At 39.0% G+C, this 21,247-nt stretch carries 34 protein-coding genes; 32 read left to right on the forward strand and 2 right to left on the reverse strand.

Features of this window, described 5'->3' with window-relative positions; translation table 11 throughout:
• Positions 1-4: 4 nt before the first annotated feature.
• Together EWU23_RS05170 and EWU23_RS05175 are read left to right on the forward strand one after the other, a co-directional pair.
• Complete coding sequence (locus EWU23_RS05170) at positions 5-589, forward strand: precorrin-2 dehydrogenase/sirohydrochlorin ferrochelatase family protein (protein ID WP_166229543.1); 585 nt, start codon at positions 5-7, stop codon at positions 587-589.
• 212 nt (positions 590-801) lie between these two features.
• The gene (locus tag EWU23_RS05175; protein ID WP_166229545.1) at positions 802-1,413 is read left to right on the forward strand and encodes a hypothetical protein; all 612 of its coding nucleotides are present in this window, start codon (positions 802-804) and stop codon (positions 1,411-1,413) included.
• 204 nt (positions 1,414-1,617) lie between these two features.
• Here the strand turns inward: EWU23_RS05175 and fbaA are convergent, their stop codons facing one another.
• Positions 1,618-2,700 (reverse strand): class II fructose-bisphosphate aldolase, encoded by a 1,083-nt coding sequence (gene fbaA, locus EWU23_RS05180; RefSeq protein WP_166229547.1) that lies wholly within the window; start codon positions 2,698-2,700, stop codon positions 1,618-1,620.
• Between the two features lie 530 nt (positions 2,701-3,230).
• Between fbaA and rplC the strand changes: the two genes are divergently transcribed.
• From rplC to carA, 30 genes are all read left to right on the forward strand, one after another.
• Positions 3,231-3,848: a 50S ribosomal protein L3 gene (gene rplC / locus EWU23_RS05185; RefSeq protein ID WP_166229549.1), complete on the forward strand. Its 618-nt coding sequence runs from the start codon at positions 3,231-3,233 to the stop codon at positions 3,846-3,848.
• A 42-nt stretch (positions 3,849-3,890) separates the two neighbouring features.
• The gene (gene rplD, locus EWU23_RS05190; protein WP_109324431.1) at positions 3,891-4,520 is read left to right on the forward strand and encodes a 50S ribosomal protein L4; all 630 of its coding nucleotides are present in this window, start codon (positions 3,891-3,893) and stop codon (positions 4,518-4,520) included.
• Positions 4,521-4,557: 37 nt separating this feature from the next.
• The gene (gene rplW, locus EWU23_RS05195) at positions 4,558-4,845 is read left to right on the forward strand and encodes a 50S ribosomal protein L23 (protein ID WP_109324430.1); all 288 of its coding nucleotides are present in this window, start codon (positions 4,558-4,560) and stop codon (positions 4,843-4,845) included.
• 47 nt (positions 4,846-4,892) lie between these two features.
• A complete protein-coding gene (gene rplB, locus EWU23_RS05200; RefSeq protein WP_166229551.1) occupies positions 4,893-5,720 on the forward strand; it encodes a 50S ribosomal protein L2 in 828 nt (275 codons plus the stop codon).
• A gap of 3 nt (positions 5,721-5,723) precedes the next feature.
• Positions 5,724-6,002: a 30S ribosomal protein S19 gene (gene rpsS / locus EWU23_RS05205; RefSeq protein WP_109324428.1), complete on the forward strand. Its 279-nt coding sequence runs from the start codon at positions 5,724-5,726 to the stop codon at positions 6,000-6,002.
• A 39-nt stretch (positions 6,003-6,041) separates the two neighbouring features.
• Positions 6,042-6,419 carry a 50S ribosomal protein L22 gene (gene rplV, locus EWU23_RS05210; protein WP_109324427.1) on the forward strand — a complete coding sequence of 126 codons (378 nt, stop codon included), beginning with the start codon at positions 6,042-6,044 and terminating at the stop codon, positions 6,417-6,419.
• Positions 6,420-6,442: 23 nt separating this feature from the next.
• On the forward strand, positions 6,443-7,270 hold the full coding sequence (gene rpsC / locus EWU23_RS05215) for a 30S ribosomal protein S3 (RefSeq protein WP_109324414.1): 828 nt from the start codon (positions 6,443-6,445) through the stop codon (positions 7,268-7,270).
• A gap of 43 nt (positions 7,271-7,313) precedes the next feature.
• Entirely contained in the window at positions 7,314-7,733 is a 420-nt protein-coding gene (rplP, locus tag EWU23_RS05220; protein WP_109324413.1) for a 50S ribosomal protein L16, read from the forward strand.
• A gap of 39 nt (positions 7,734-7,772) precedes the next feature.
• Positions 7,773-7,964, forward strand: a complete 192-nt coding sequence (rpmC, locus tag EWU23_RS05225) for a 50S ribosomal protein L29 (RefSeq protein WP_109324412.1) — start codon at positions 7,773-7,775, stop codon at positions 7,962-7,964.
• A 69-nt stretch (positions 7,965-8,033) separates the two neighbouring features.
• Positions 8,034-8,291, forward strand: coding sequence for a 30S ribosomal protein S17 (gene rpsQ, locus EWU23_RS05230; RefSeq protein WP_109325446.1), 258 nt, complete (start codon positions 8,034-8,036; stop codon positions 8,289-8,291).
• 46 nt (positions 8,292-8,337) lie between these two features.
• Complete coding sequence (gene rplN / locus EWU23_RS05235) at positions 8,338-8,706, forward strand: 50S ribosomal protein L14 (protein ID WP_109324411.1); 369 nt, start codon at positions 8,338-8,340, stop codon at positions 8,704-8,706.
• Between the two features lie 41 nt (positions 8,707-8,747).
• A complete protein-coding gene (gene rplX / locus EWU23_RS05240; RefSeq protein ID WP_166229553.1) occupies positions 8,748-9,083 on the forward strand; it encodes a 50S ribosomal protein L24 in 336 nt (111 codons plus the stop codon).
• Positions 9,084-9,127: 44 nt separating this feature from the next.
• Positions 9,128-9,682 (forward strand): 50S ribosomal protein L5, encoded by a 555-nt coding sequence (gene rplE, locus EWU23_RS05245; protein WP_166229555.1) that lies wholly within the window; start codon positions 9,128-9,130, stop codon positions 9,680-9,682.
• A gap of 39 nt (positions 9,683-9,721) precedes the next feature.
• On the forward strand, positions 9,722-9,991 hold the full coding sequence (gene rpsN, locus EWU23_RS05250) for a 30S ribosomal protein S14 (RefSeq protein ID WP_109324408.1): 270 nt from the start codon (positions 9,722-9,724) through the stop codon (positions 9,989-9,991).
• Positions 9,992-10,067: 76 nt separating this feature from the next.
• Positions 10,068-10,463 carry a 30S ribosomal protein S8 gene (gene rpsH / locus EWU23_RS05255; RefSeq protein WP_109324407.1) on the forward strand — a complete coding sequence of 132 codons (396 nt, stop codon included), beginning with the start codon at positions 10,068-10,070 and terminating at the stop codon, positions 10,461-10,463.
• 61 nt (positions 10,464-10,524) lie between these two features.
• Complete coding sequence (rplF, locus tag EWU23_RS05260) at positions 10,525-11,082, forward strand: 50S ribosomal protein L6 (protein ID WP_166229558.1); 558 nt, start codon at positions 10,525-10,527, stop codon at positions 11,080-11,082.
• 45 nt (positions 11,083-11,127) lie between these two features.
• Complete coding sequence (gene rplR, locus EWU23_RS05265) at positions 11,128-11,475, forward strand: 50S ribosomal protein L18 (protein ID WP_109324405.1); 348 nt, start codon at positions 11,128-11,130, stop codon at positions 11,473-11,475.
• 8 nt (positions 11,476-11,483) lie between these two features.
• The gene (gene rpsE, locus EWU23_RS05270; protein ID WP_166229560.1) at positions 11,484-12,002 is read left to right on the forward strand and encodes a 30S ribosomal protein S5; all 519 of its coding nucleotides are present in this window, start codon (positions 11,484-11,486) and stop codon (positions 12,000-12,002) included.
• A gap of 35 nt (positions 12,003-12,037) precedes the next feature.
• Positions 12,038-12,217, forward strand: coding sequence for a 50S ribosomal protein L30 (gene rpmD / locus EWU23_RS05275; RefSeq protein WP_205753085.1), 180 nt, complete (start codon positions 12,038-12,040; stop codon positions 12,215-12,217).
• Between the two features lie 45 nt (positions 12,218-12,262).
• Positions 12,263-12,709: a 50S ribosomal protein L15 gene (gene rplO / locus EWU23_RS05280; protein WP_109324402.1), complete on the forward strand. Its 447-nt coding sequence runs from the start codon at positions 12,263-12,265 to the stop codon at positions 12,707-12,709.
• 17 nt (positions 12,710-12,726) lie between these two features.
• Entirely contained in the window at positions 12,727-14,046 is a 1,320-nt protein-coding gene (secY, locus tag EWU23_RS05285; RefSeq protein WP_166229562.1) for a preprotein translocase subunit SecY, read from the forward strand.
• A 1-nt stretch (position 14,047) separates the two neighbouring features.
• Positions 14,048-14,854 carry a type I methionyl aminopeptidase gene (gene map, locus EWU23_RS05290; RefSeq protein WP_166229564.1) on the forward strand — a complete coding sequence of 269 codons (807 nt, stop codon included), beginning with the start codon at positions 14,048-14,050 and terminating at the stop codon, positions 14,852-14,854.
• A 9-nt stretch (positions 14,855-14,863) separates the two neighbouring features.
• The gene (infA, locus tag EWU23_RS05295) at positions 14,864-15,082 is read left to right on the forward strand and encodes a translation initiation factor IF-1 (protein WP_092013982.1); all 219 of its coding nucleotides are present in this window, start codon (positions 14,864-14,866) and stop codon (positions 15,080-15,082) included.
• A 28-nt stretch (positions 15,083-15,110) separates the two neighbouring features.
• The gene (gene rpmJ, locus EWU23_RS05300) at positions 15,111-15,227 is read left to right on the forward strand and encodes a 50S ribosomal protein L36 (RefSeq protein WP_109324399.1); all 117 of its coding nucleotides are present in this window, start codon (positions 15,111-15,113) and stop codon (positions 15,225-15,227) included.
• Positions 15,228-15,270: 43 nt separating this feature from the next.
• Positions 15,271-15,648, forward strand: a complete 378-nt coding sequence (gene rpsM / locus EWU23_RS05305) for a 30S ribosomal protein S13 (RefSeq protein ID WP_109324398.1) — start codon at positions 15,271-15,273, stop codon at positions 15,646-15,648.
• Positions 15,649-15,693: 45 nt separating this feature from the next.
• Positions 15,694-16,089: a 30S ribosomal protein S11 gene (gene rpsK / locus EWU23_RS05310; RefSeq protein WP_166229566.1), complete on the forward strand. Its 396-nt coding sequence runs from the start codon at positions 15,694-15,696 to the stop codon at positions 16,087-16,089.
• A 103-nt stretch (positions 16,090-16,192) separates the two neighbouring features.
• Complete coding sequence (rpsD, locus tag EWU23_RS05315; RefSeq protein WP_166229569.1) at positions 16,193-16,798, forward strand: 30S ribosomal protein S4; 606 nt, start codon at positions 16,193-16,195, stop codon at positions 16,796-16,798.
• A 71-nt stretch (positions 16,799-16,869) separates the two neighbouring features.
• A complete protein-coding gene (locus tag EWU23_RS05320) occupies positions 16,870-17,859 on the forward strand; it encodes a DNA-directed RNA polymerase subunit alpha (RefSeq protein ID WP_166229571.1) in 990 nt (329 codons plus the stop codon).
• Between the two features lie 90 nt (positions 17,860-17,949).
• Positions 17,950-18,555: a 50S ribosomal protein L17 gene (gene rplQ / locus EWU23_RS05325; RefSeq protein WP_166229573.1), complete on the forward strand. Its 606-nt coding sequence runs from the start codon at positions 17,950-17,952 to the stop codon at positions 18,553-18,555.
• An 89-nt stretch (positions 18,556-18,644) separates the two neighbouring features.
• Positions 18,645-19,745 carry a glutamine-hydrolyzing carbamoyl-phosphate synthase small subunit gene (carA, locus tag EWU23_RS05330; protein WP_166229575.1) on the forward strand — a complete coding sequence of 367 codons (1,101 nt, stop codon included), beginning with the start codon at positions 18,645-18,647 and terminating at the stop codon, positions 19,743-19,745.
• A gap of 56 nt (positions 19,746-19,801) precedes the next feature.
• On the opposite strand, the gene EWU23_RS05335 is transcribed toward carA, so the two are convergent.
• Positions 19,802-21,223 (reverse strand): TonB-dependent receptor, encoded by a 1,422-nt coding sequence (locus tag EWU23_RS05335; RefSeq protein ID WP_166229577.1) that lies wholly within the window; start codon positions 21,221-21,223, stop codon positions 19,802-19,804.
• Between the last annotated feature and the right edge of the window lie 24 nt (positions 21,224-21,247).

The following is a 21,247-nucleotide window of genomic DNA, read 5'->3' on the forward strand; positions in this document are numbered from 1 at the left end:
TCGGATGGAAGCGCAGAATAGGCTATTTCCTGTTTTTCTGAAATTGGAACAATTAGATGTCTTGGTTGTGGGAGGGGGAAATGTTGCCTTGGAAAAGGTCTCGGCCATGTTGAGGAATGCCCCAGATACCAAGATAAGCTTAGTGGCTCCATTTTATAGAGAAGCGATATTGGCTTATTTGAAGAATTTCCCTCAGGTTCAATTGATACATAGACCATTTGAAGTGCAGGATTTGGAGGGTAGGGATTTGGTGATTTGTACGACAGATCAATATTCTTTACATGAGGAGATTAGAGAATTAGCGAAGCAAAGGCATTTGTTATGCAATGTGGCGGATACCCCTGCATTATGTGATTTTTATTTGGGCTCTATTGTGCAAAAGGGCGATTTGAAAATCGCGATTTCTACCAATGGCAAGTCGCCTACTTTAGCTAAACGGATTCGAGCATTTTTAGAAGAAGTCATTCCTGATGACATTCAAACCTCCTTAGATTCATTGGAGGCATTGCGGAAAGAACTTAAGGGTGATTTTGAATCCAAGATTAAAGCATTGAATGAATTAACCAAGGGTTTGATTTTTAAGAAATAGATTCAAGGTTTTAAAGATTTGACAACTTTTCAAAAGTTGTCAAATCTAAGTACTCAGTAGACAAATCTATTTAAAGGAATTTCTTTTCCAAATGTAATATCAAAATCCCCCATTTTTCATAATCGCGTAATTTTATCAACATGTTGATAATCTGACAAATTAGAAGTTAACAGTAAGGCATATTGGTTAGATTCGTTTTTAACCACCTTTTTATGGCCTTCGTAGAACATTACTATACGCAATTTAATTCTGGAGAGTTTTATCACCTTTACAATAGAGGTATTGATAAGAAAGCCATTTTTAAATCTCGCTCGAACTATTCCTATTTTTTAAGACAATGGGTGAAATATTTAGAAGGGTATTTAGATGTAATTGCATTTAGTCTAAATGAAAATCATTTTCATTTTTTAGTGCAGGTCAATCATTTTAATGAAAGTGATTTAGCAGGAAGAACAGTACATCAACTAATAGTAAGTAGGCTTAAAAAGTTTTTTCAATCCTATACCATGGCCTTTAATAAACAACATGGGCGAGTGGGGACTTTGTTTCAGACTCCCTTCAAGCGGGTATTAGTGGCGAAAGCGGAGGATTTATCCACGCTCATTTGTTACATCCATGTTAATCCTCAGAAGCATGGATTAATTCATGATTTTAGACAATGGGAATGGAGTTCTTATGGAAAGGTATTGCAATTCAAAAAGAGTGTAGTGAATAGGGAATTTGTGTTAGAATGGTTTGGAGGGAAAAAACAGTTTGTTGATTTTCACTCAATAGAACTCAAGGAAACTGATATTCTCGCTTTAACGGATGAAAAAATGGAATAAGAAGATGGTAGATTTGTAGGCGCATTTATTTCTCCTAGATTTGACAAATTTTCAAAATTTGTCAAATCTTAAGATTAAAATCAAGCAAACCTGAACCATAAATCTAGCCCAACCGCTCACCATGTAATATTATCCCATAAAAAAAGAGGACTCATTGGGAGTCCTCTTTTTACATTAAGTAGTATGAATAAAAAAGTCTATCTACTATAAGTATTGATTCGCATTATTAGCATTTAAATCTTCAAAAGCAGATTTTAAACGGGTAACAAAGGTGTCTTCACCTTTACGTAACCAAACACGTGGGTCATAGAATTTCTTATTTGGGGCATCTTCACCAGTAGGATTACCAATTTGACCTTGTAAATAGGCTTCTTTTTCTTTGTAGAAATTAAGAATACCTTCCCAGAAAGCCCATTGTAAATCAGTATCAATGTTCATTTTGATAGCTCCATAGGAGATAGCTTCGCGAATTTCTTCACGAGAAGAACCTGAACCACCGTGGAATACGAAGTTGATAGGTTTCTCAGCGGCTAATGCATATTTGTTACGAATGAAATCCTGTGAGTTTTTCAAGATAACGGGTTGTAATTTAACGTTTCCTGGCTTGTATACACCGTGAACGTTTCCAAATGCAGCAGCAATCGTGAAGCGATGAGAAATAGCATTTAATACTTCATACGCATAAGCTACTTCTTCTGGTTGAGTATACAATTTAGAAGAATCAACATCTGAATTATCCACACCATCTTCTTCTCCACCTGTTACCCCTAATTCAATTTCAAGTGTCATGCCAATCTTAGCCATACGAGTTAAGTATTTAGCGCAGATTTCTAAGTTTTCTTCTAAAGGCTCCTCAGATAAATCGATCATATGAGAAGAGAACAAAGGTTGTCCTGTTTCGGCATAGAATTTTTCACCTGCATCCAAAAGGCCGTCTAACCAAGGAAGTAATTTTTTAGCACAGTGGTCGGTATGAAGAATTACTTGCACGCCATAAACTTTAGCTAATTGGTGTACATGATAAGCACCTGAGATAGCTCCAGCGATGGATGCTTCTTGGTTTCCATTAGGAAGGGATTTTCCAGCATAAAATTGAGCACCGCCATTCGAGAATTGAATGATAACAGGAGAATTAACGGCTTTAGCAGCTTCTAATACGCCATTAACAGTGTCAGTACCAGTAACGTTTACCGCAGGTAGAGCAAATTGATGTTTTTTAGCAATTTCAAATAATTCCTGAACGGCATCTCCGTGCAAAACACCTTTTTGGTTGGTTAAACTTGACATAATGATTTTTTTTCTTGGGAAATAAATAAAAACTACCTGATTAATAGGTGAGTAGGGCACAAATTTAGTAAAAATGCACAAATTCTAAGGCTTAATTCCGAATAATACACAGACTCAAGGGATTAGCTAAAAAATATTTTTAATAGTGCTATTGGATGTGTTAATATTTTTCCTACCTTTGCACTCCCGTTCGACAAACGCAGTTTTTTATTCAGAAAGAGGTTGGCAGAACTTCTCGAATTTATTTAAAACATCAAAAATGCGGGTCGAAATGGTTTTAAATTGAGGTAAGCTCGATTTTTGTGTTAGAACTGGTATTGATTAATGAATGTTGAATGCCCAACCCATTGATTGAATATTAAGCTACACAAGGTGTTTTTCGCTGTTATCCACAGCGCCTCCATCTTGTCGCTTTCGCCAATCTGCATTTTTTATTGATTCTTCGTCATTGTTCGCAATGATTTATGAATAAAAGTCTCACAACAAGCCGTAGTTAGCCTTGTGAGCATAATTTTTAAACAAAATATTATATGTCTGGAATTATTGGTAAAAAAATCGGAATGACCAGCCTATACATGGAAGACGGTAGATCCGTTGCATGTACGCTGATTGAGGCCGGCCCTTGTGTTGTTACGCAAGTGAAAACTGTTGAGAACGAAGGCTACAACGCTGTTCAAATCGGTTTCGGTGAAAAGAAAGAGAAGCACACAACAAAATCTTTGTTGGGTCACTTTAAGAAAGCTAACACAACTCCAAAGAAAAAATTGGTAGAGTTTCGCACGTTCGAGCAACCATTGAACTTAGGAGATGTATTAACAGTAGAGATGTTAGAAGTAGGAACCTTCATTGATGCGGTTGGAACTTCTAAGGGTAAAGGTTTTCAAGGTGTTGTTAAGCGTCACGGATTTAGTGGTGTGGGTGGTCAAACTCACGGTCAGCATAACCGCGGTCGTCACCCAGGTTCTATTGGAGCTTGTTCATTCCCATCACGTGTATTCAAAGGCTTACGTATGGCTGGACGCACAGGAGGAAATCGTGTTAAGGTTCAAAACTTAGAGGTTTTGAGAATTTATCCAGACAAAAACCTTTTGGTGGTATCAGGATCAATTCCTGGAGCGAAGAACTCATACGTAATTATTGAAAATTAAAACCCATAAAGGCGCGAGCCTTTAACAATAGACATTCTGATTATGGAATTAGCAGTATATAACATAGCAGGTAAAGATACCGGAAAGAAAGTAACCCTTTCTGACGAGATCTTTGGCATTGTTCCAAACGAGCATGTGGTTTACTTGGATGTGAAGCAATATTTGGCGAACCAACGTCAAGGAACACACAAGGCGAAAGAGCGTGCAGAAGTTTCACGTTCAACGCGTAAGATTAAAAAACAAAAAGGTACAGGTGGTGCGCGTGCAGGTTCGATGAAATCTCCTTTGATGAAAGGTGGTGGTCGTATCTTCGGTCCACGTCCACGTGACTACCATTTTAAATTAAACAAAAAGGTGAAGTCATTGGCTCGCCAGTCAGCTCTAGCTGCGAAAGCACAGAGTGGAGATATCGCAATCTTGGATTCAGTGGCATTTGACACTCCAAAGACAAAAGCGTATTTGACTATGTTGAAAGCTTTCTCTTTAGACAATACAAAAACATTATTGATCACTCCAGAAGTAGATAAGAATGTCGTGTTGTCAGGACGTAACGTTCCAAAAGCAAAAGTTTCGACAGCATCTGATGTGAATACATATGATTTAGTGAATGCTACTAAATTGTTGATCACAGAAGCAGCGATCCAAAAAATTGAATCATCTTTTAGTAAATAATTTTCAGAACTGAGTTCTGTTATAAACGAAATATACCATGGGCATTATTAAACGTCCGGCCTTGACTGAAAAGTCGCAAGCCATGCAAGAAAAAGGCAAGTATGTATTTGTGGTTGAATTAACTGCAAACAAGATTGAGATTGCCAAGGAGGTTAAGAAAATGTACGGAGTAGAGGTATTGGATGTAAAAACCATGCGTCAGATTGGAAAGAAAAAATCCAAGAGCACTCGTACTAAGATTACTTCTGGACGTACTTCTACGATTAAGAAGGCAATCGTTACAGTAGGAACTGGAGAAGTGATTGACTTCTACCAAGGAATTTAATTAGAATGTATTAAGGGGGTTCATCCCGATAATTTGAACTAAAATAAATGGCAGCTATTAAAAAATTAAAACCAACAACTCCAGGCCAACGTCAGCGCATTGCGCCAACGTTTGAGGAGATTACTACGGACAAGCCGTATAAGCCCCTTTTGGAGCCTATCAAGCGTACAGGTGGTAGAAATGCAGATGGTCGTCGTTCGATGCGTTACATCGGAGGAGGTCACAAGCGTCGTTACCGTGTGATTGATTTTACGCGCTCTAAATTTGATGTATCTGCTACTGTTTTGACAGTAGAATATGATCCAAACCGTACTTCTCGTATTGCTCTAGTAGAGTATACAGATGGGGAAAAGGCTTATATCTTGGCTCCGCAAGGAATTCAAGTAGGTCAAACAGTTATCTCTGGTGAGTCTGTGGCTCCCGAGATTGGAAATACATTGCCTTTGGCAAACATCCCATTGGGTACTTTGGTACACGCAATTGAATTGCAACCAGGTCGTGGAGCTGAAATGGCTCGTTCGGCAGGAACTTACGCTCAATTGTTAGCACGTGATGGTAAATACGCCACGCTTAAGTTGCCTTCAGGTGAGATGCGTATGGTATTGGCTCGTTGTTTAGCAACAATCGGTACGGTATCGAATGCAGATCACATGAACGTGAACTTGGGTAAAGCAGGTCGTCATCGTTGGTTAGGTCGCCGTCCACGTGTTCGTGGTGTGGTGATGAACCCAGTAGATCACCCGATGGGTGGTGGTGAGGGCCGCTCTTCAGGAGGTCACCCACGTTCTCGTACCGGTTTATTGGCTAAGGGTAAGAAAACTCGTAATCCAAAGAAACACACTAATCGTCTTATCATCAGTAGAAGAAAAAAATAGTAGATGGCACGTTCACTAAAAAAAGGTCCTTACATTGATTACCGCCTTGACAACAAGGTACAGGTGATGAACGAATCCGGCAAAAAGTCGGTGATCAAAACATGGTCAAGACGTTCAATGATTTCTCCAGATTTCGTAGGCCACACGTTTGCGGTACACAATGGGAATAAATTTATTCCAGTTTATGTAACTGAAAACATGGTAGGTCACAAATTAGGTGAGTTCTCGCCGACCCGTAACTTCCGTGGTCACATAGCGAAAAAAGACAAGGGTAAAAAGTAAAGATATTGACCTACGGGTCTTATAATCAGAAATTGAAAAATGGAAGCTATTGCTAAATTAAGAAATGTTCCTACTTCGCCTCAAAAGATGCGTTTGGTAGCGGATATGGTACGCGGACAAAAAGTATCTAAGGCTTTAGGTATTTTAAAGTTTGAGCCTAAAGTGGGTGCTAAAGCAATTGAAAAATTGTTGTTATCAGCAGTCTCTAACTGGCAGAACAAACATGAAGACGCTAAAATCGAAGAAGCTGATTTATACATCAAGACTATCTTCGTAGATGGAGGATCATCTATCAAGCGTTTACGTCCTGCTCCTCAGGGAAGAGGTCACCGGATTTTGAAAAGATCCAATCACATCACTTTAGTAGTGGCTTCTTCGGCAGCACCTGCTTTAGAGGAAACAAATTCAGCTGAATAATTAACTATTAGATATAACAAGAAATGGGACAAAAAATTAACCCCGTTGGATTAAGATTAGGTATCGTAAGAGGTTGGGATTCTAACTGGTACGGTGGTAAGACTTTCGCGGATAAATTGGTTGAGGACGAGAAGATCAGAAAGTATGTGGCTGCTCGTATTCCAAAGGGATCTATCTCTAAAGTTATTATTGAACGTACTTTAAAGCGTATCACATTGACGATCAATACAGCTCGTGCTGGTGTCGTTATTGGTAAGCAAGGTGCCGAGGTAGATAAGGTAAAAGAGGAGTTGAAAAAGATCACTGGAAAAGACGTTCAAATCAACATTTTTGAAATTAAACGCCCAGAAATCGATGCTAAATTAATTGGAGAAGCAATTGCTCAACAATTACAAGCTCGTATCTCTTTCCGTCGTGCGATGAAACAAGCGATTGCTTCAGCGATGCGTGTAGGAGCTCAGGGTATTAAATTGAAATTATCAGGTCGTTTGGGTGGTGCTGAAATGGCACGTTCTGAAGGATACAAGGAGGGACGTATCCCATTGCACACATTGCGTGCTGATGTGGATTATGCGATCTCTGAAGCATTAACTGTTTACGGTAAAATCGGTATCAAAGTATGGGTATTCCGTGGAGAGGTTTTTGGAAAGCGTGATTTATCTCCAAATGCGAACATGGGCTTGCAATCTACTTCGGCAGATTCTCGTCCTGGTGATCGTGGCCCACGTGGCCGTGACGATGACCGTCGCGGAGGAGGACGTTCTCGTCGTCCAGAAGGAGCAGATCAAGGTGGTGATCGTAATAAACCAGGAGCAGGTGGTGCAAACCGTGGCCGTGGTGGAAAGCGCTAAGCATCCATAATAATTTTGTATTAGATATTAGACTTATAAGAAGATGTTACAACCAAAAAGAACGAAATTTCGTAAGCAGCAAAAAGGTCGCGTAAGAGGGGTTGCTACCCGTGGCCACGAAATTGATTTTGGATCATTCGCTATTAAATCTTTGGAGCCAGGTCGTATTACAGCTCGTCAAATTGAGGCAGCTCGTATTTCGGTAACTCGTGCCATGAAACGTGAAGGTCAAGTTTGGATCCGTATTTTCCCTGACAAACCTATTACTAAGAAGCCTGCAGAGGTTCGTATGGGTAAAGGAAAGGGAGCTCCTGAGTATTGGGTAGCCAATGTTCGTCCAGGTACTATTTTGTTCGAATCAGCGGGTGTTCCTTTAGCTTTAGCGCAAGAAGCATTGCGTTTAGCCGCTCAGAAATTACCGATGCGTACAAAATTTGTGGTACGTAGAGATTATTCAGAATAGAGTTTTAGACCTCAGGTTTAAAATTTAAATAGCATCGTTATGAAAAACGCAGAAATAAACAAATTAGGAGTAGCGGAATTGACACAGCAAATCGTTGTGGAGCAAGAGAACTTATCTCGTTTGAAATTGGCTCATGCCATTTCACCGATAGAGAACCCAATGCGTATCCGTGAAACTCGTAAATTGATTGCCCGCTTAGAGACAGCTTTATCGGCGCAAGCAAAAGCTTAATTAATTATTAATTTTTAATAGACCATTTCGGAATTGCTAATGGTCAATTGTTTAACAAGTCCAACAACCATGGAAGAAAGAAACCTAAGAAAAGTAAGGATTGGGAAAGTGGTTAGTGATAAGATGGATAAATCAATCACTATTACAGTAGACCGTAAGGTTAAGCACCCCTTGTACGGAAAGTTCGTACAGAAGACCACTAAATTGATGGCTCATGATGAGAATAATGAGTGCGGAATTGGTGATACAGTGAAAGTGATGGAAACCCGTCCTCTTTCTAAAAATAAGCGTTGGAGATTAGTAGAAGTAATCGCAAAAGCGAAATAATTCTGTCTCTTGTTATTCAAAATTTAAAATTTAAAGATCAAAGATAATGTTACAGCAAGAATCAAGATTGGGTGTAGCGGATAATTCTGGAGCGAAAGAAGTTTTAGTGATTCGCGTTTTGGGAGGTACTGGAAAAAGATATGCTTCTGTAGGCGATAAAATTGTAGTTTCAGTTAAGTCGGCTCTTTCCTCTTCAAGCATGAAGAAAGGAACAGTTTCAAGAGCAGTAGTTGTTCGTACGAAAAAAGAAATTCGTCGCAAAGATGGTACGTATATTCGTTTTGAAGATAACGCGGCCGTTTTATTAAATGCCAACGATGAGCCAAGAGGAACGCGTATTTTTGGACCTGTGGCACGTGAATTGCGTGAGGCTGGTTTTATGAAGATTGTTTCTTTAGCCCCAGAAGTTTTATAAATAGATAGATATATTGGTTATCCAATAGAAAAAATCATACCATGGAAAATAATACAAGCAAGCAAACAAAATTGCACGTAAAAAAAGGAGATACTGTGATGGTGATTGCAGGTAATGCCAAAGGTAAAACAGGCGTTATCAAGCAAGTGATCGTTGAGAAATCTCGTGCAATTGTAGAAGGAGCTAATTTGCAAACGAAGCACGTTAAGCCTTCAGCAAGCAATCCTCAAGGAGGTATTGAAAAGCGTGAGGGTTCAATCCACATCTCTAACTTGATGGTGGTTGAAAACGGAAAGCCTGTACGTACCGGTCGTAAAGTAAACGAACAAGGAAAGTTACAGCGCTACTCCAAAGTAACAGGAAAATTTATTGCATAAATAGAATTTAACGCGTGGGTCGGAAATCCACAACATATACAAAAATGGCAGTACCTAGATTAAAAAAACGTTTTGTAGAAGAGGTTGTACCTAGCTTGAAAGAAAAGTTTCAGTACAAGTCTGTGATGCAAGTGCCTAAGATTACTAAAATCGTAATCAACAAAGGTGTAGGAGCCGCTGTAGCGGACAAAAAGCTAGTAGATGTAGCTGTAGAAGAAATTACTCAAATTGCTGGTCAAAAGGCAGTGGCAACCATTTCTAAAAAGGCGATCTCTAACTTTAAATTGCGTGAAAACATGCCGATTGGTGTGAAAGTAACCTTGCGTGGAGATCGTATGTATGAGTTTTTAGATCGTTTAACTACGGTTTCTTTAGCTCGTGTACGTGACTTTAAAGGAATCTCAGAAAAGGGATTTGACGGACGTGGAAATTATACTTTGGGGGTGAAAGAGCAAATTATCTTCCCTGAAATTTCCATCGATAAAGTAGCTAAAATTTCCGGTATGGACATCACTTTTGTGACTACAGCTAACACGGATGAAGAAGCTTACGCTTTATTGGCTGCTGTAGGAATGCCTTTTTCCAATATTAAAAAATAATTAGCCACCGGCTACTAACACATTTAAAATTTTTACATCATGGCTAAAGAGTCAGTAAAAGCTAGAGAAAGAAAACGCGAAGCAGCTGTTGCTAAATATGCAGTGAAAAGAGCGGCATTGAAAGCAGCAGGTGATTACCTAGGATTGGATAAGTTACCTAAAAATGCTTCTCCAGTACGTCTTCATAACCGTTGTAAGTTGACTGGTCGTCCACGTGGTTATATGCGTAAATTCGGCATTAGCCGTGTTACTTTCCGCGAAATGGCTTCCAATGGTTTGATTCCAGGAGTGACCAAATCAAGCTGGTAATATAAAATTTGATTAATTAAATTCATTTTTGTAATTTTGCAGGCCTTTTTAATGGCTTGCGGCAAATTTAAAAACAATGACAGATCCTATAGCAGACTATTTAACCCGATTGAGAAATGCCTTGAAGGCACGCCATAGGGTAGTTGAAATTCCTGCTTCCAACATTAAAAAGGAAATCACGAAGGTGCTTTTTGATAAGGGGTATATTTCAAATTATAAATTTGATGATACTACAGTTCAAGGAACCATCAAGATTGCTTTGAAATATAATGCAGTGACTAAGCAACCTGCAATCATTAATTTGACTCGTATTTCTAAGCCAGGTTTACGTAAGTACAACGGAGCTGAAGAGTTACCACGCGTATTGAACGGTTTGGGTATCGCTATTTTGTCTACTTCGAAAGGAGTAATTACAGACAAAGAAGCTCGTACACTACACGTTGGCGGTGAGGTTCTTTGCTACGTATATTAATAATTAATTGTTTAACGCTGAAAGGAGCTAAGCTCGAAATCTAAGCAAAAACTACATTTTCATGTCAAGAATAGGAAATAAAATTATCAACCTACCTGCTGGTGTAACAGTCGATGTTAATACAGGTAATTTGGTAACGGTAAAAGGCCCTAAGGGAACTTTATCTCAACAAGTAGACCAAGATATCATCATTGAAATCGAAGGAAATGTGTTGACCGTAAAACGTCCAACAGAGCAGAAACGTCACAAAGCAATGCACGGTCTTTACCGTTCATTGATTAACAACATGGTTGTTGGTGTAAGTGAAGGTTTCGTGAAAAATTTAGAAATCATTGGTGTGGGTTACAAAGCAGCAAACCAAGGTAATATCTTGGAGCTGAGCTTAGGTTACTCTCACGCTATTTTTATGGCTATACCTGAAGAAGTCAAAATCACTACGGCGATGGAGAAAGGTAAAAACCCAATGGTTAATTTAGAAAGTATCGACAAGCAATTAATCGGTCAGGTGGCAGCTAAAATCAAATCACTTCGTCCAGTGGAGCCTTACAAAGGTAAAGGTGTTCGTTTTGTGGGTGAGCAAGTTCGTCGCAAGGCAGGTAAAGCAGGTGGTAAGAAATAAATAGAAAGCGTGGGCCGGAAATCCACACAAACAAGTTAAATCAATATGGCAACAACAAAAGATTTACGTAGACTTCGCATCAAACGTGCGATACGTGCGAAAATAAAAGGAACAGCTGAACGTCCTCGTTTAACTGTTTTCCGTTCCAACACAGCGATGTACGCTCAGTTGGTAGATGATTTGAGTGGAAAGACGATTATGTCTGCTACTTCATACAAGAAAGGTAAAGTGAACAACAATGTAGAGGCTGCCAAATTAGTAGGAACAGCTATCGCAGATAAGGCCAAAGCTGCTGGAATCACCAAAGTGGTTTTTGATCGTAACGGTTATTTGTATCACGGAAGAATTAAATCATTAGCTGAAGGCGCTCGCGAGGGTGGCTTACAATTTTAATAAAAGATATGTCGCATTTACAAGCAAAACCAATTAAGGTTAATGAGGGTGAGTTGAAGGAGAAAGTAGTAGCCATCAACCGTGTTGCCAAAGTGGTAAAAGGAGGTCGTCGTTTCAGTTTTTCTGCTATCGTTGTAGTAGGTGATGGTCACGGAATCGTAGGATTCGGATTAGGAAAAGCAAACGAAGTAACTGATGCTATCACCAAAGGTATCGAAGACGCTAAGAAAAATTTGTTCCAAATTCCTTTGTTGAAGAACACTGTTCCTCATGAGCAATTAGGTAAATTCTCTGGTGGTTTCGTATTAATTAAGCCAGCGGCTCCAGGTACAGGATTGATCGCCGGTGGTGCGATGCGTGCTGTCTTAGAATCAGCAGGTGTTCACGATGTATTAGCGAAGTCTAAAGGTTCTTCTAATCCTCACAACGTAGTTAAAGCAACAATTGATGCTTTAGTGAAAATGAGAGCTCCTCACACAGTAGCTTTCCAAAGAGGAATTTCTGTAGCTAAAGTATTTAATGGATAATCGAGTGCCTTAGTGCCTCTAAAATAGAACATACGATGTCTAAAGTTAAAATTACCCAAGTAAAAAGTGCCATCAAACGTCCTGAAGTTCAGAAACGTACGATTCAAGCACTAGGATTAGGTAAGATCCGTAAAAGTGTTGAAGTAGAATTAAACCCAGCTATTGCCGGAATGATTCGTGCAGTCAATCACTTAATTGTAGTAGAGAATATATAATTTAATTGCGAGTTGCCCGAAAGGGTAGCGTTAAGCCCAATACACATGAAATTATCTTCATTAAAGCCTGCAGAAGGCTCGGTAAAAACAAGAAAAAGAGTAGGTCGTGGTCAAGGTTCAGGTCTTGGTGGAACTTCCGCTCGTGGTCACAAAGGAGCTCAGTCTCGTTCAGGTTATTCACGTAAGCGTGGATTTGAAGGAGGTCAGATGCCGATTCAACGTCGTGTACCTAAGTTCGGTTTCAAAAACATCAATCGTGTAGAATACAAAGCAATCAATTTGGATACCTTACAAGCTTTAGCGGATGCTACTGGCTTGAAGCAAATCAATTTTGAGACACTTTACAGCCACGGATTAGTATCTAAGTCAGACTTAGTGAAAATCTTAAGTCGTGGAAGTGTTACTTCTGCTTTAGAAGTTACAGTTAAAGGTTTCTCTGGTGCTGCTAAAGCTGCTATCGAAGCAGCAGGCGGTCAAGCAATTGTTGGTTAATCCTCTATTCTAAACGAATGAACAAGCTAATAACAACGTTTAAGCATATCTTCGCAATTGAGGAATTAAGAGGTCGTATTTTTAATACGCTACTTTTTATCACTTTTTTCCGTCTGGGTTCTTATATCGTTCTACCAGGTGTAGATGCGACTAAATTAACACAAGCCGGTGATGGTGGACTCTTTGGTTTGTTGAATATGTTCTCAGGTGGTGCTTTGAGTAATGCTTCGGTATTTGCCCTTGGTATCATGCCTTACATTTCAGCATCCATCGCTATTCAGTTGTTGACCATTGCTCTTCCTTACTTCCAAAAGATGCAAAAGGATGGAGAATCTGGTCGTAAGAAATTAAACCAAATCACACGTATCTTAACGATTTTCGTTACAGCGGCGCAAGGGTTTACCTATTTACAAGTAACTATTCCTGCAGAAGCCATCTTGGTTGATCCTTGGTTCTTCCGCCTTTATGGAGTAGCTATCTTGATTGGTGGAACCATGTTTTGTATGTGGTTGGGTGAGAAAATTACCGACAAAGGTATTGGTAATGGTATTTCTATGTTGATTATGATTGGTATTGTCTCTCGTTTTCCTGCTTCCATATTACAAGAGGCTGGATCACGTGGTATGGCAGGGGCCTTGTTATTCATCATCGAAGTAATTGCCTTATTCTTTGTCGTAATGGGTGCTGTGATGGTCACTCAAGCGGTTCGTCGTATTCCTGTACAATATGCTAAGCAAGTGGTAGGAAGTAAGATGTCCGTGGGTGGTGAGCGTCAATACATTCCATTAAAGTTGAATGCCTCAGGTGTTATGCCGATCATTTTTGCTCAGGCTTTAATGTTTATCCCTGGTTTGGTAGCTCAGTCTTTTGCAGAGAAAAGCGAATTTGCACAATCGGTAGCTCAGGCTTTCGGTGATTTCACAACTTGGCAGTACAATGCATTATTTGCATTATTGATTGTGGTATTTACCTTTTTCTACACAGCGATTTCCATTAACCCGACGCAAATTTCGGATGATATGAAGCGTGGTGGAGGATTTGTTCCAGGTGTTAAACCAGGAGAAGAAACATCTAATTTCATTGCTAGTATTTTAGATCGCATTACATTGCCAGGTGCATTGATGTTGTCTATCATTGCTATTTTGCCTGCCATTGCCAATTTATTTGGTGTAACTAGAGGTTTTGCATCCTTCTTTGGAGGAACATCCTTGTTAATTTTGGTGGGTGTAGTTCTAGATACATTACAACAAATAGAAAGTTATTTGTTGATGCGTAAATATGAAGGTTTGATGCAATCAGGACGTGTGAAAGGACGTTCCGAAATGATTAGCCGATAAGATGATTTATTTAAAGACACCCCAAGAGTTAGCCATCATTCAAGCGAATGGTGAAATTTTAGGAAAGTGTCATGCTGAAGTTGCCAAAGCCATTCAACCCGGCGTAAGCACCTTAGCTTTAGATAAAATTGCCTACCAATTTATTAAGGATCATGAAGCTCATCCTTCCTTTTTAAATTACCAAGTAGGGGATAAAAAATATGCTTATTCGCTTTGCATCTCAGTGAATGATGTGGTAGTTCACGGATTACCAGGGAGTTTAGAGCTGAAAGAAGGAGATATTATCTCCATTGATGCAGGAGTGTATAAACATGGTTTTCACGCCGATAGCGCTTATACCTATGCGATAGGTCAAGTAGGAAAGGATGTGGAGAGTTTATTGACAAGGACAAAAGAGTCTTTGTACCTAGGAATAAAGCAAGCAGTAGCAGGAAAACGTATCGGTGATATTGGATCCGCTGTGCAGACTTATACCGAAGGATTTGGTTACGGAGTAGTGCGGGAATTAGTTGGACACGGAGTAGGTAAGAATCTACATGAAAGTCCAGAAGTTCCCAATTATGGTCGCCGAGGAGATGGCCCTAAATTAAAAGAAGGAATGGTTATTGCCATTGAACCTATGGTTAATTTAGGAAAACGTCAAATCACCGTAGACAAGGATGGTTGGACTATCCGAACGGCAGATCGTAAAGCATCTGCTCATTTTGAACATACCGTAGCGGTAGGTAAAAATGAAGCTTTACAGCTGACTACCTTTAGCTACATTGAAGAAGTATTAAAAACCTCAACAATATTGTTGAATATTTAACAGAAAATTATGGCCAAACAATCCTCGATCGAAGTAGACGGCATCATATTGGAAGCCCTTTCGAACGCGATGTTTCGGGTGGAATTAGAGAATACGCATCAAGTAATTGCGCATATCTCAGGTAAAATGCGAATGAATTACATCAAGATTTTACCTGGTGATAAAGTGAAGTTAGAAATGTCGCCTTATGATTTGAGTAAGGCAAGAATAGTTTATCGTTATAAATAATAAGGTTTGACCCATAAATTAAACAAATATGAAAGTTAAAGCATCGATTAAAAAGCGTAGTGCAGAATGCAAAGTCATTCGTCGTCACGGAAAGCTTTATGTCATCAACAAGAAGAATCCTAAGTTCAAGCAACGTCAAGGATAATTCGAAAGTATTAAATGATTAATAACAACAATTAATTACCTATATGGCTCGTATTGCAGGGGTTGATATTCCCGACAAAAAAAGAGGAGAAATTGCGTTGACTTATATCTTCGGTATTGGTCGTAGCACTGCTCAAAAGATTTTGACGAAAGCAGAAATTTCGTTTGACAAGAAAGCTGGTGAGTGGAATGATACGGAGGCTAGCGCCATCCGTGCTATTATTGCTGCCGAATTCAAAACGGAGGGACAGCTTAAGTCTGAGGTTCAATTGAACATCAAGCGTTTGATGGATATTGGATGCTACCGTGGTTTGCGTCACCGTAAAGGACTTCCTGTACGTGGCCAAAGAACTAAGAACAATTCTCGTACGAGAAAAGGTCGTAGAAAGACAGTTGCTAACAAGAAGAAAGTAACTAAATAATAACAGGGGATAATTCCTCGACACAATTTTTATTGATTTTATCCAATGGCACAAGCAAAAAGAAAAGATAAAGCGAAGAAAAGAGTGGTGGTAGTTGAGTCAGTAGGCCAAATACACATCAAAGCTTCCTTTAACAACATCATTATTTCAATTACCAATTCAGCAGGACAGGTAATTTCTTGGGCATCTGCAGGAAAGATGGGTTTCCGTGGGTCTAAGAAAAACACTCCTTATGCAGCTCAGATGGCAGCGTCTAACTGTGCAGCAGTAGCTGTTGAAGCGGGAATGAAAAAAGCAGAGGTTTTTGTAAAAGGACCGGGAGCTGGACGTGAGTCGGCTATCCGTACTATCCAAAACTCAGGTATCGAAGTTTCCTTAATTAAGGATATTACTCCAATGCCTCACAATGGATGTCGTCCTCCAAAACGTCGTCGCGTTTAATTTTAACCATGTTGGGTAATTAGTAATTATTTTCTCCAACATCATTTATTCACTTAATTAATTACTTCATTGCCCATAAGAGGGGCATTGACTTTTAAAAAAAATGGCAAGATACACTGGTCCAAAATCCAAAATTGCTCGTCGTTTCGGCGAAGCGATCTTAGGTCCGAGTAAAGCATTAGCTCGTAAAAATTATGCTCCTGGTATGCATGGTAAAGGGAAACGTTCAAAAGTTTCTGAATATGCCATCCAATTAAAGGAAAAACAAAAGGTAAAATATACCTATGGTATTTTAGAACGTCAGTTCGAAAATTTGTTTCACAAAGCCGCTGTTAAAGAAGGTATTACAGGTGAGAACTTGTTAAAAATGTGTGAAGCAAGATTGGACAACACAGTATATCGTTTAGGAATTGCTCCTACTCGTCGTGCTGCTCGTCAATTGGTTATCCACAAACATATCATTGTGGATGGTGATGTAGTAAATGTGCCCTCTTACTCATTACGCCCAGGCCAATTGGTAGGTGTACGTGAAAAATCTAAATCTCTTGAGGTTGTTTCTGATTCGCTTGCGAGCCGTTCACCAAAGCGTTTCAACTGGTTAGAGTGGGATGGAGTGGAATTAGTAGGTAAGTTTTCCGCTTATCCAGAAAGAGATCAGATCCCTGAAAACTTTAATGAGCAGGCTATCGTCGAATTGTATTCGAAGTAATAATCTGGTTAATAATACAATTTTAAAGAGTATCAATAACGTTTTTTCAAGATCATTTTAAGCTACGAAATATGTCAATATTAGCATTCCAAATGCCCGAGAAAGTTGTGATGGAGAAAGCCGATGACTTCCACGGGACATTTGAGTTCAAGCCACTCGAAAAAGGCTACGGTGTTACCATTGGTAACGCACTTCGTAGAATTTTACTTTCCTCTTTGGAAGGTTATGCGATTACAAGCGTTAAGATTTCTGGTGTTTTACACGAGTTTTCAGCAATTGAAGGTGTTCATGAAGATGTTTCTGAAATGATCCTAAACTTGAAGAAGATCCGTTTTAAAAAGGCGCAAGAGATTTTGGAAAATAAAGTAAATATCAAAGTGAAAGGTCAAACGGCCTTTACAGCGGGTGATATTGCTAAGTTTACGCCTTATTTTACTGTTTTAAATCCTGATTTAGTGATTTGCAACTTAGATTCTTCTAAAGAATTAGAAGTTGAGTTAATCATCGAAAAAGGTCGTGGATATGTACCTGCTGATGAGCCTCGCGCCAATGAGTTAGCTTTTGGTCACATTGCCATTGATGCCATCTACACACCGATTAAAAATGTTAAATTTAGCATTGAAAATACCCGTGTAGAGCAAAAAACTGACTACGAAAAATTAGTGTTAGATATTGAAACAGATGGTTCTATCCATCCAGAAGACGCATTGAAAGGTGCAGCTTACATTTTGATTCAGCACTTCATGTTATTCTCTGATCAAACCATGACTTTCGAAACGCCAAAAGCGGAGGAAGACAATGTAGTAGATGAAGAGATGTTGCACATGCGTAAATTATTGAAGACTTCTTTAGCCGATCTAGATTTATCTGTACGTGCTTACAACTGCCTTAAATCAGCTGATGTTCGTACTTTAGGCGAATTAGTGAAATTAGAGATTTCAGATATGATGAAGTTCCGTAACTTTGGTAAAAAGTCATTAACTGAGCTAGAGCAACTAGTAGAAGAAAAAGGCTTAACCTTCGGAATGGATGTTGCAAAATATCGTTTAGACGAAGATTAATTATTCAATTTTTAAATAAGTAATAGGTGGTGGTCATGTAAAACCCACTAACCGCAGTCCGAAAGGGCTTTTAACTTACGAATTAACACAATGAGACACGGAAAAAAATTCAATCACTTAGGAAGAACAGCTTCCCACAGAGCAGCCTTATTATCCAATATGGCATCCTCTTTAATTCTACACAAGCGTATCGAAACAACGGTTGCGAAAGCAAAAGAATTGCGTAAATATGTTGAGCCTTTAATTACTAAGTCTAAGACAGATAGCACAAACAATCGTCGTGTTGTTTTCGCTTACCTTCAAAATAAAGATTCTGTTAAAGAATTATTTGGAATCGTTTCTGAAAAAGTTGCTAGTCGTCCAGGTGGTTATACACGTATTATCAAATTAGGAAATCGTCTCGGTGACAATGCTGAGATTTGTTTCATCGAATTAGTCGATTTTAACGAAACTATGCTAGCAGCTTCTGCTGAAAAAGCTGGTAAAACTCGTAGAAGTCGTCGTTCTGGAGCAAAGAAAGAAGGCGTTGATGCGGCTGCTCCAGTAGCAGAAGCTCCATCGGCTGAGGTTGTTGAGGAAGTAGCTGCAGCAGAAGCTCCAGCAGCTGAGGCAGTTGAAGAAGTAGCCGCGGCTGAAGAGCCAGCAGCTGAAGAATCAACAGAAGAGCCTAAAGAAGAAAAAGGAGAAGATGCATAATTTTTTTCTCTTTTAATTTTGAAGGGCTTTAACTTTAATTAGTTGAAGCCCTTTTTTTAGATAAAAATTTATTCAAACATAGATACATTATGAAAATTACAGAATCGACTCCGGCGGTTTTATTATTGCAAGATGGTACACTCTTTCATGGGAAAGCATTGGGTAAAATAGGCACACACGGTGGTGAGATTTGTTTTAATACAGGTATGACGGGTTACCAAGAAATATATACAGACCCTTCCTACGCTGGACAAGTGATTATTAATACCACAGCTCATATTGGTAATTATGGCGTAATGGATGCGCAAGAAGCAGAATCCAATCAAGTACAAATTGCCGGAATGGTTTGCAATGAATTTTCAAGTGTTAATTCCCGATTTACTGCCACTGGATCTTTACAAGATTATTTAGAAAAAGCAGGGATTGTAGGAATATCAGGTATTGATACTCGTGCTTTGGTTCGTCATATTCGTACCAAAGGGGTTATGAACTGCTTAATTTCTTCCGAAATTTTTGATGTAGCATCATTACAAATAGAGTTAGCAAAAGTACCTAACATGGAAGGACTCGAACTTTCTTCTCAAGTATGTACTCAGGAAACATACTTCCTAGGTGATGTTAACGCTGATTTTAAAGTGGCTGTATTGGATTTAGGAGTTAAGAAAAGTATTTTAAGTAATCTGACAGATCGTGGCTGTTACTTGAAAGTATTTCCAGCTAAAACATCCTTTGATGAAATTGCCGCTTGGCAGCCAGATGGCTATTTTGTCTCGAATGGCCCAGGTGATCCAGCTGTGATGCCTTATGCCGTGGAAACAGTGAGCCGATTTTTAGCCAGCGATAAACCCGTATTTGGTATTTGTTTAGGTCACCAAATTCTAGCTCAGGTATGTGGTTTGGAAACGTATAAAATGCACAATGGACACCGCGGTTTAAATCACCCAGTTAAAAATTTAGAAACAGGATTGTCTGAGATTACTTCTCAAAACCATGGATTTGCTGTGCGTATGGAGGAACTTAGCGCTAGTTCTCAAGCTACCCTCACTCATATTAATTTAAATGATCAAACAGTAGAAGGATTACGTGTCAATGGAAAAAAAGCATTCTCGGTACAACATCACCCAGAGGCTAGTCCTGGACCACATGATTCCCGATATTTATTTGATCAGTTTATTGATTTAATGCGATAGGAAATAAAAAAGGCAACTGTGAAGTTGCCTTTTTTATTAACCCAAATTTGAAGAACTTAAGCCATGGTTTTTTCTGGAAAACCAAATAATGCTTTTTCCTTTATGAGCTTAACCACCGAGCTTGGAACCAAATTTTCCCATTCACCCGAACCTTGTTGAATTAAATCTAAAACACGATCTGTTCGAATCTTCATCAAATTCTCATCATAAGAATGTATGTCAGCTAGCTTTTCATTGTCCAATAAGTATTGGAATAAACCAGTTAAATGAGCTTCCGGTTGAAAGGTTTTCAAATTGATTAATTGACCATTTTCATCCAAGGTAGGATATAAATAGAGCTTAATTTTTAAACCAAATAAACTAGCAAAAGCGGTTAATATACCCCCAGGATATTGGGTATAATGCTTCTCTTCAAAGATATAATCCAAGTTAGGCATACCCATAATTAAAGCCATTTTTAAGCGGCTAAATTTGCTTAGGTAAGCGACTAATTTAAAGTACTCGTGGAAATTAGAAATCAATACCGTTTGACCCAAAGAACATAAAATGTCTACCCGGTCTAAAAAGTCTTTTTCGTTGATATGATTCCCTTCATTTTCTAGATTCCGAAGGGTTAATTCAGAAACCACACAAATTTTATCATCATCGATATCGGCTTCATTTTCAAACTGTTTAATCCCTTTTCTGACCATGTCAGAAAAGATATTTGTCACAGGTCTAAAACGTCCTCGAATGGCTACAATGTGTTTCTTAGAAAGCGCATCATAAGGTTGCATGACATTTCCATCTGGCCCAAATAGTGCTGCTTGCGTGAAACCGTGTTTCACCAAGTACAAAGACATCAATCGATTGTCTACTTCTTTAAAATCAGGCCCCTCAAAACGAATCATGTCGATCTCAATTCGATCAGGAGATAGGTCGTCCAATAAAGAAACAAGTATTTTTTCTGGATCAGCATGGTAATGGTAGCAACCATAAATCAAATTCACACCAATGATACCCAATGCCTGTTGTTGAAGTATATTATCATTATCCAACATGTTGATGTGGATAACGACATCATTGACTGGTCCATTAGGGCTTAACTGAAAGCGTAGTCCCACCCATCCATGGGCGTCATTGTCTTTCTGGTAATTTAAGGCAGAAACGGTATCAGCAAAGGAGAAGAAACGTTTTTCATCAGCGGATTCTGTCAATCGTACTTTCAATAATTTGAATTCACGATTGAGCATTTTCATCAAGCGAGGCTCACAGACATATTTTCCAGATTCTTCTTCCCCATAAATAGCGTCAGAAAAGGCCATATCATAAGCAGAAATGGTTTTGGCTATGGTTCCTGATGCTCCACCTGCTTTGAAAAAATTAGCAGCAACATCCTGTCCTGCTCCTATTTCTGCAAATGAACCATATATACTGCGATCTAAATTGATCTGAAGGGCTTTTTGTTTCGTCCCAATGGATTTTAATTTGGCAGTCATAGACGAATGAGTTTATTGATTACG

It is taken from the genome of Aquirufa beregesia (assembly GCF_011090385.1).
Classification (GTDB): domain Bacteria; phylum Bacteroidota; class Bacteroidia; order Cytophagales; family Spirosomataceae; genus Aquirufa; species Aquirufa beregesia.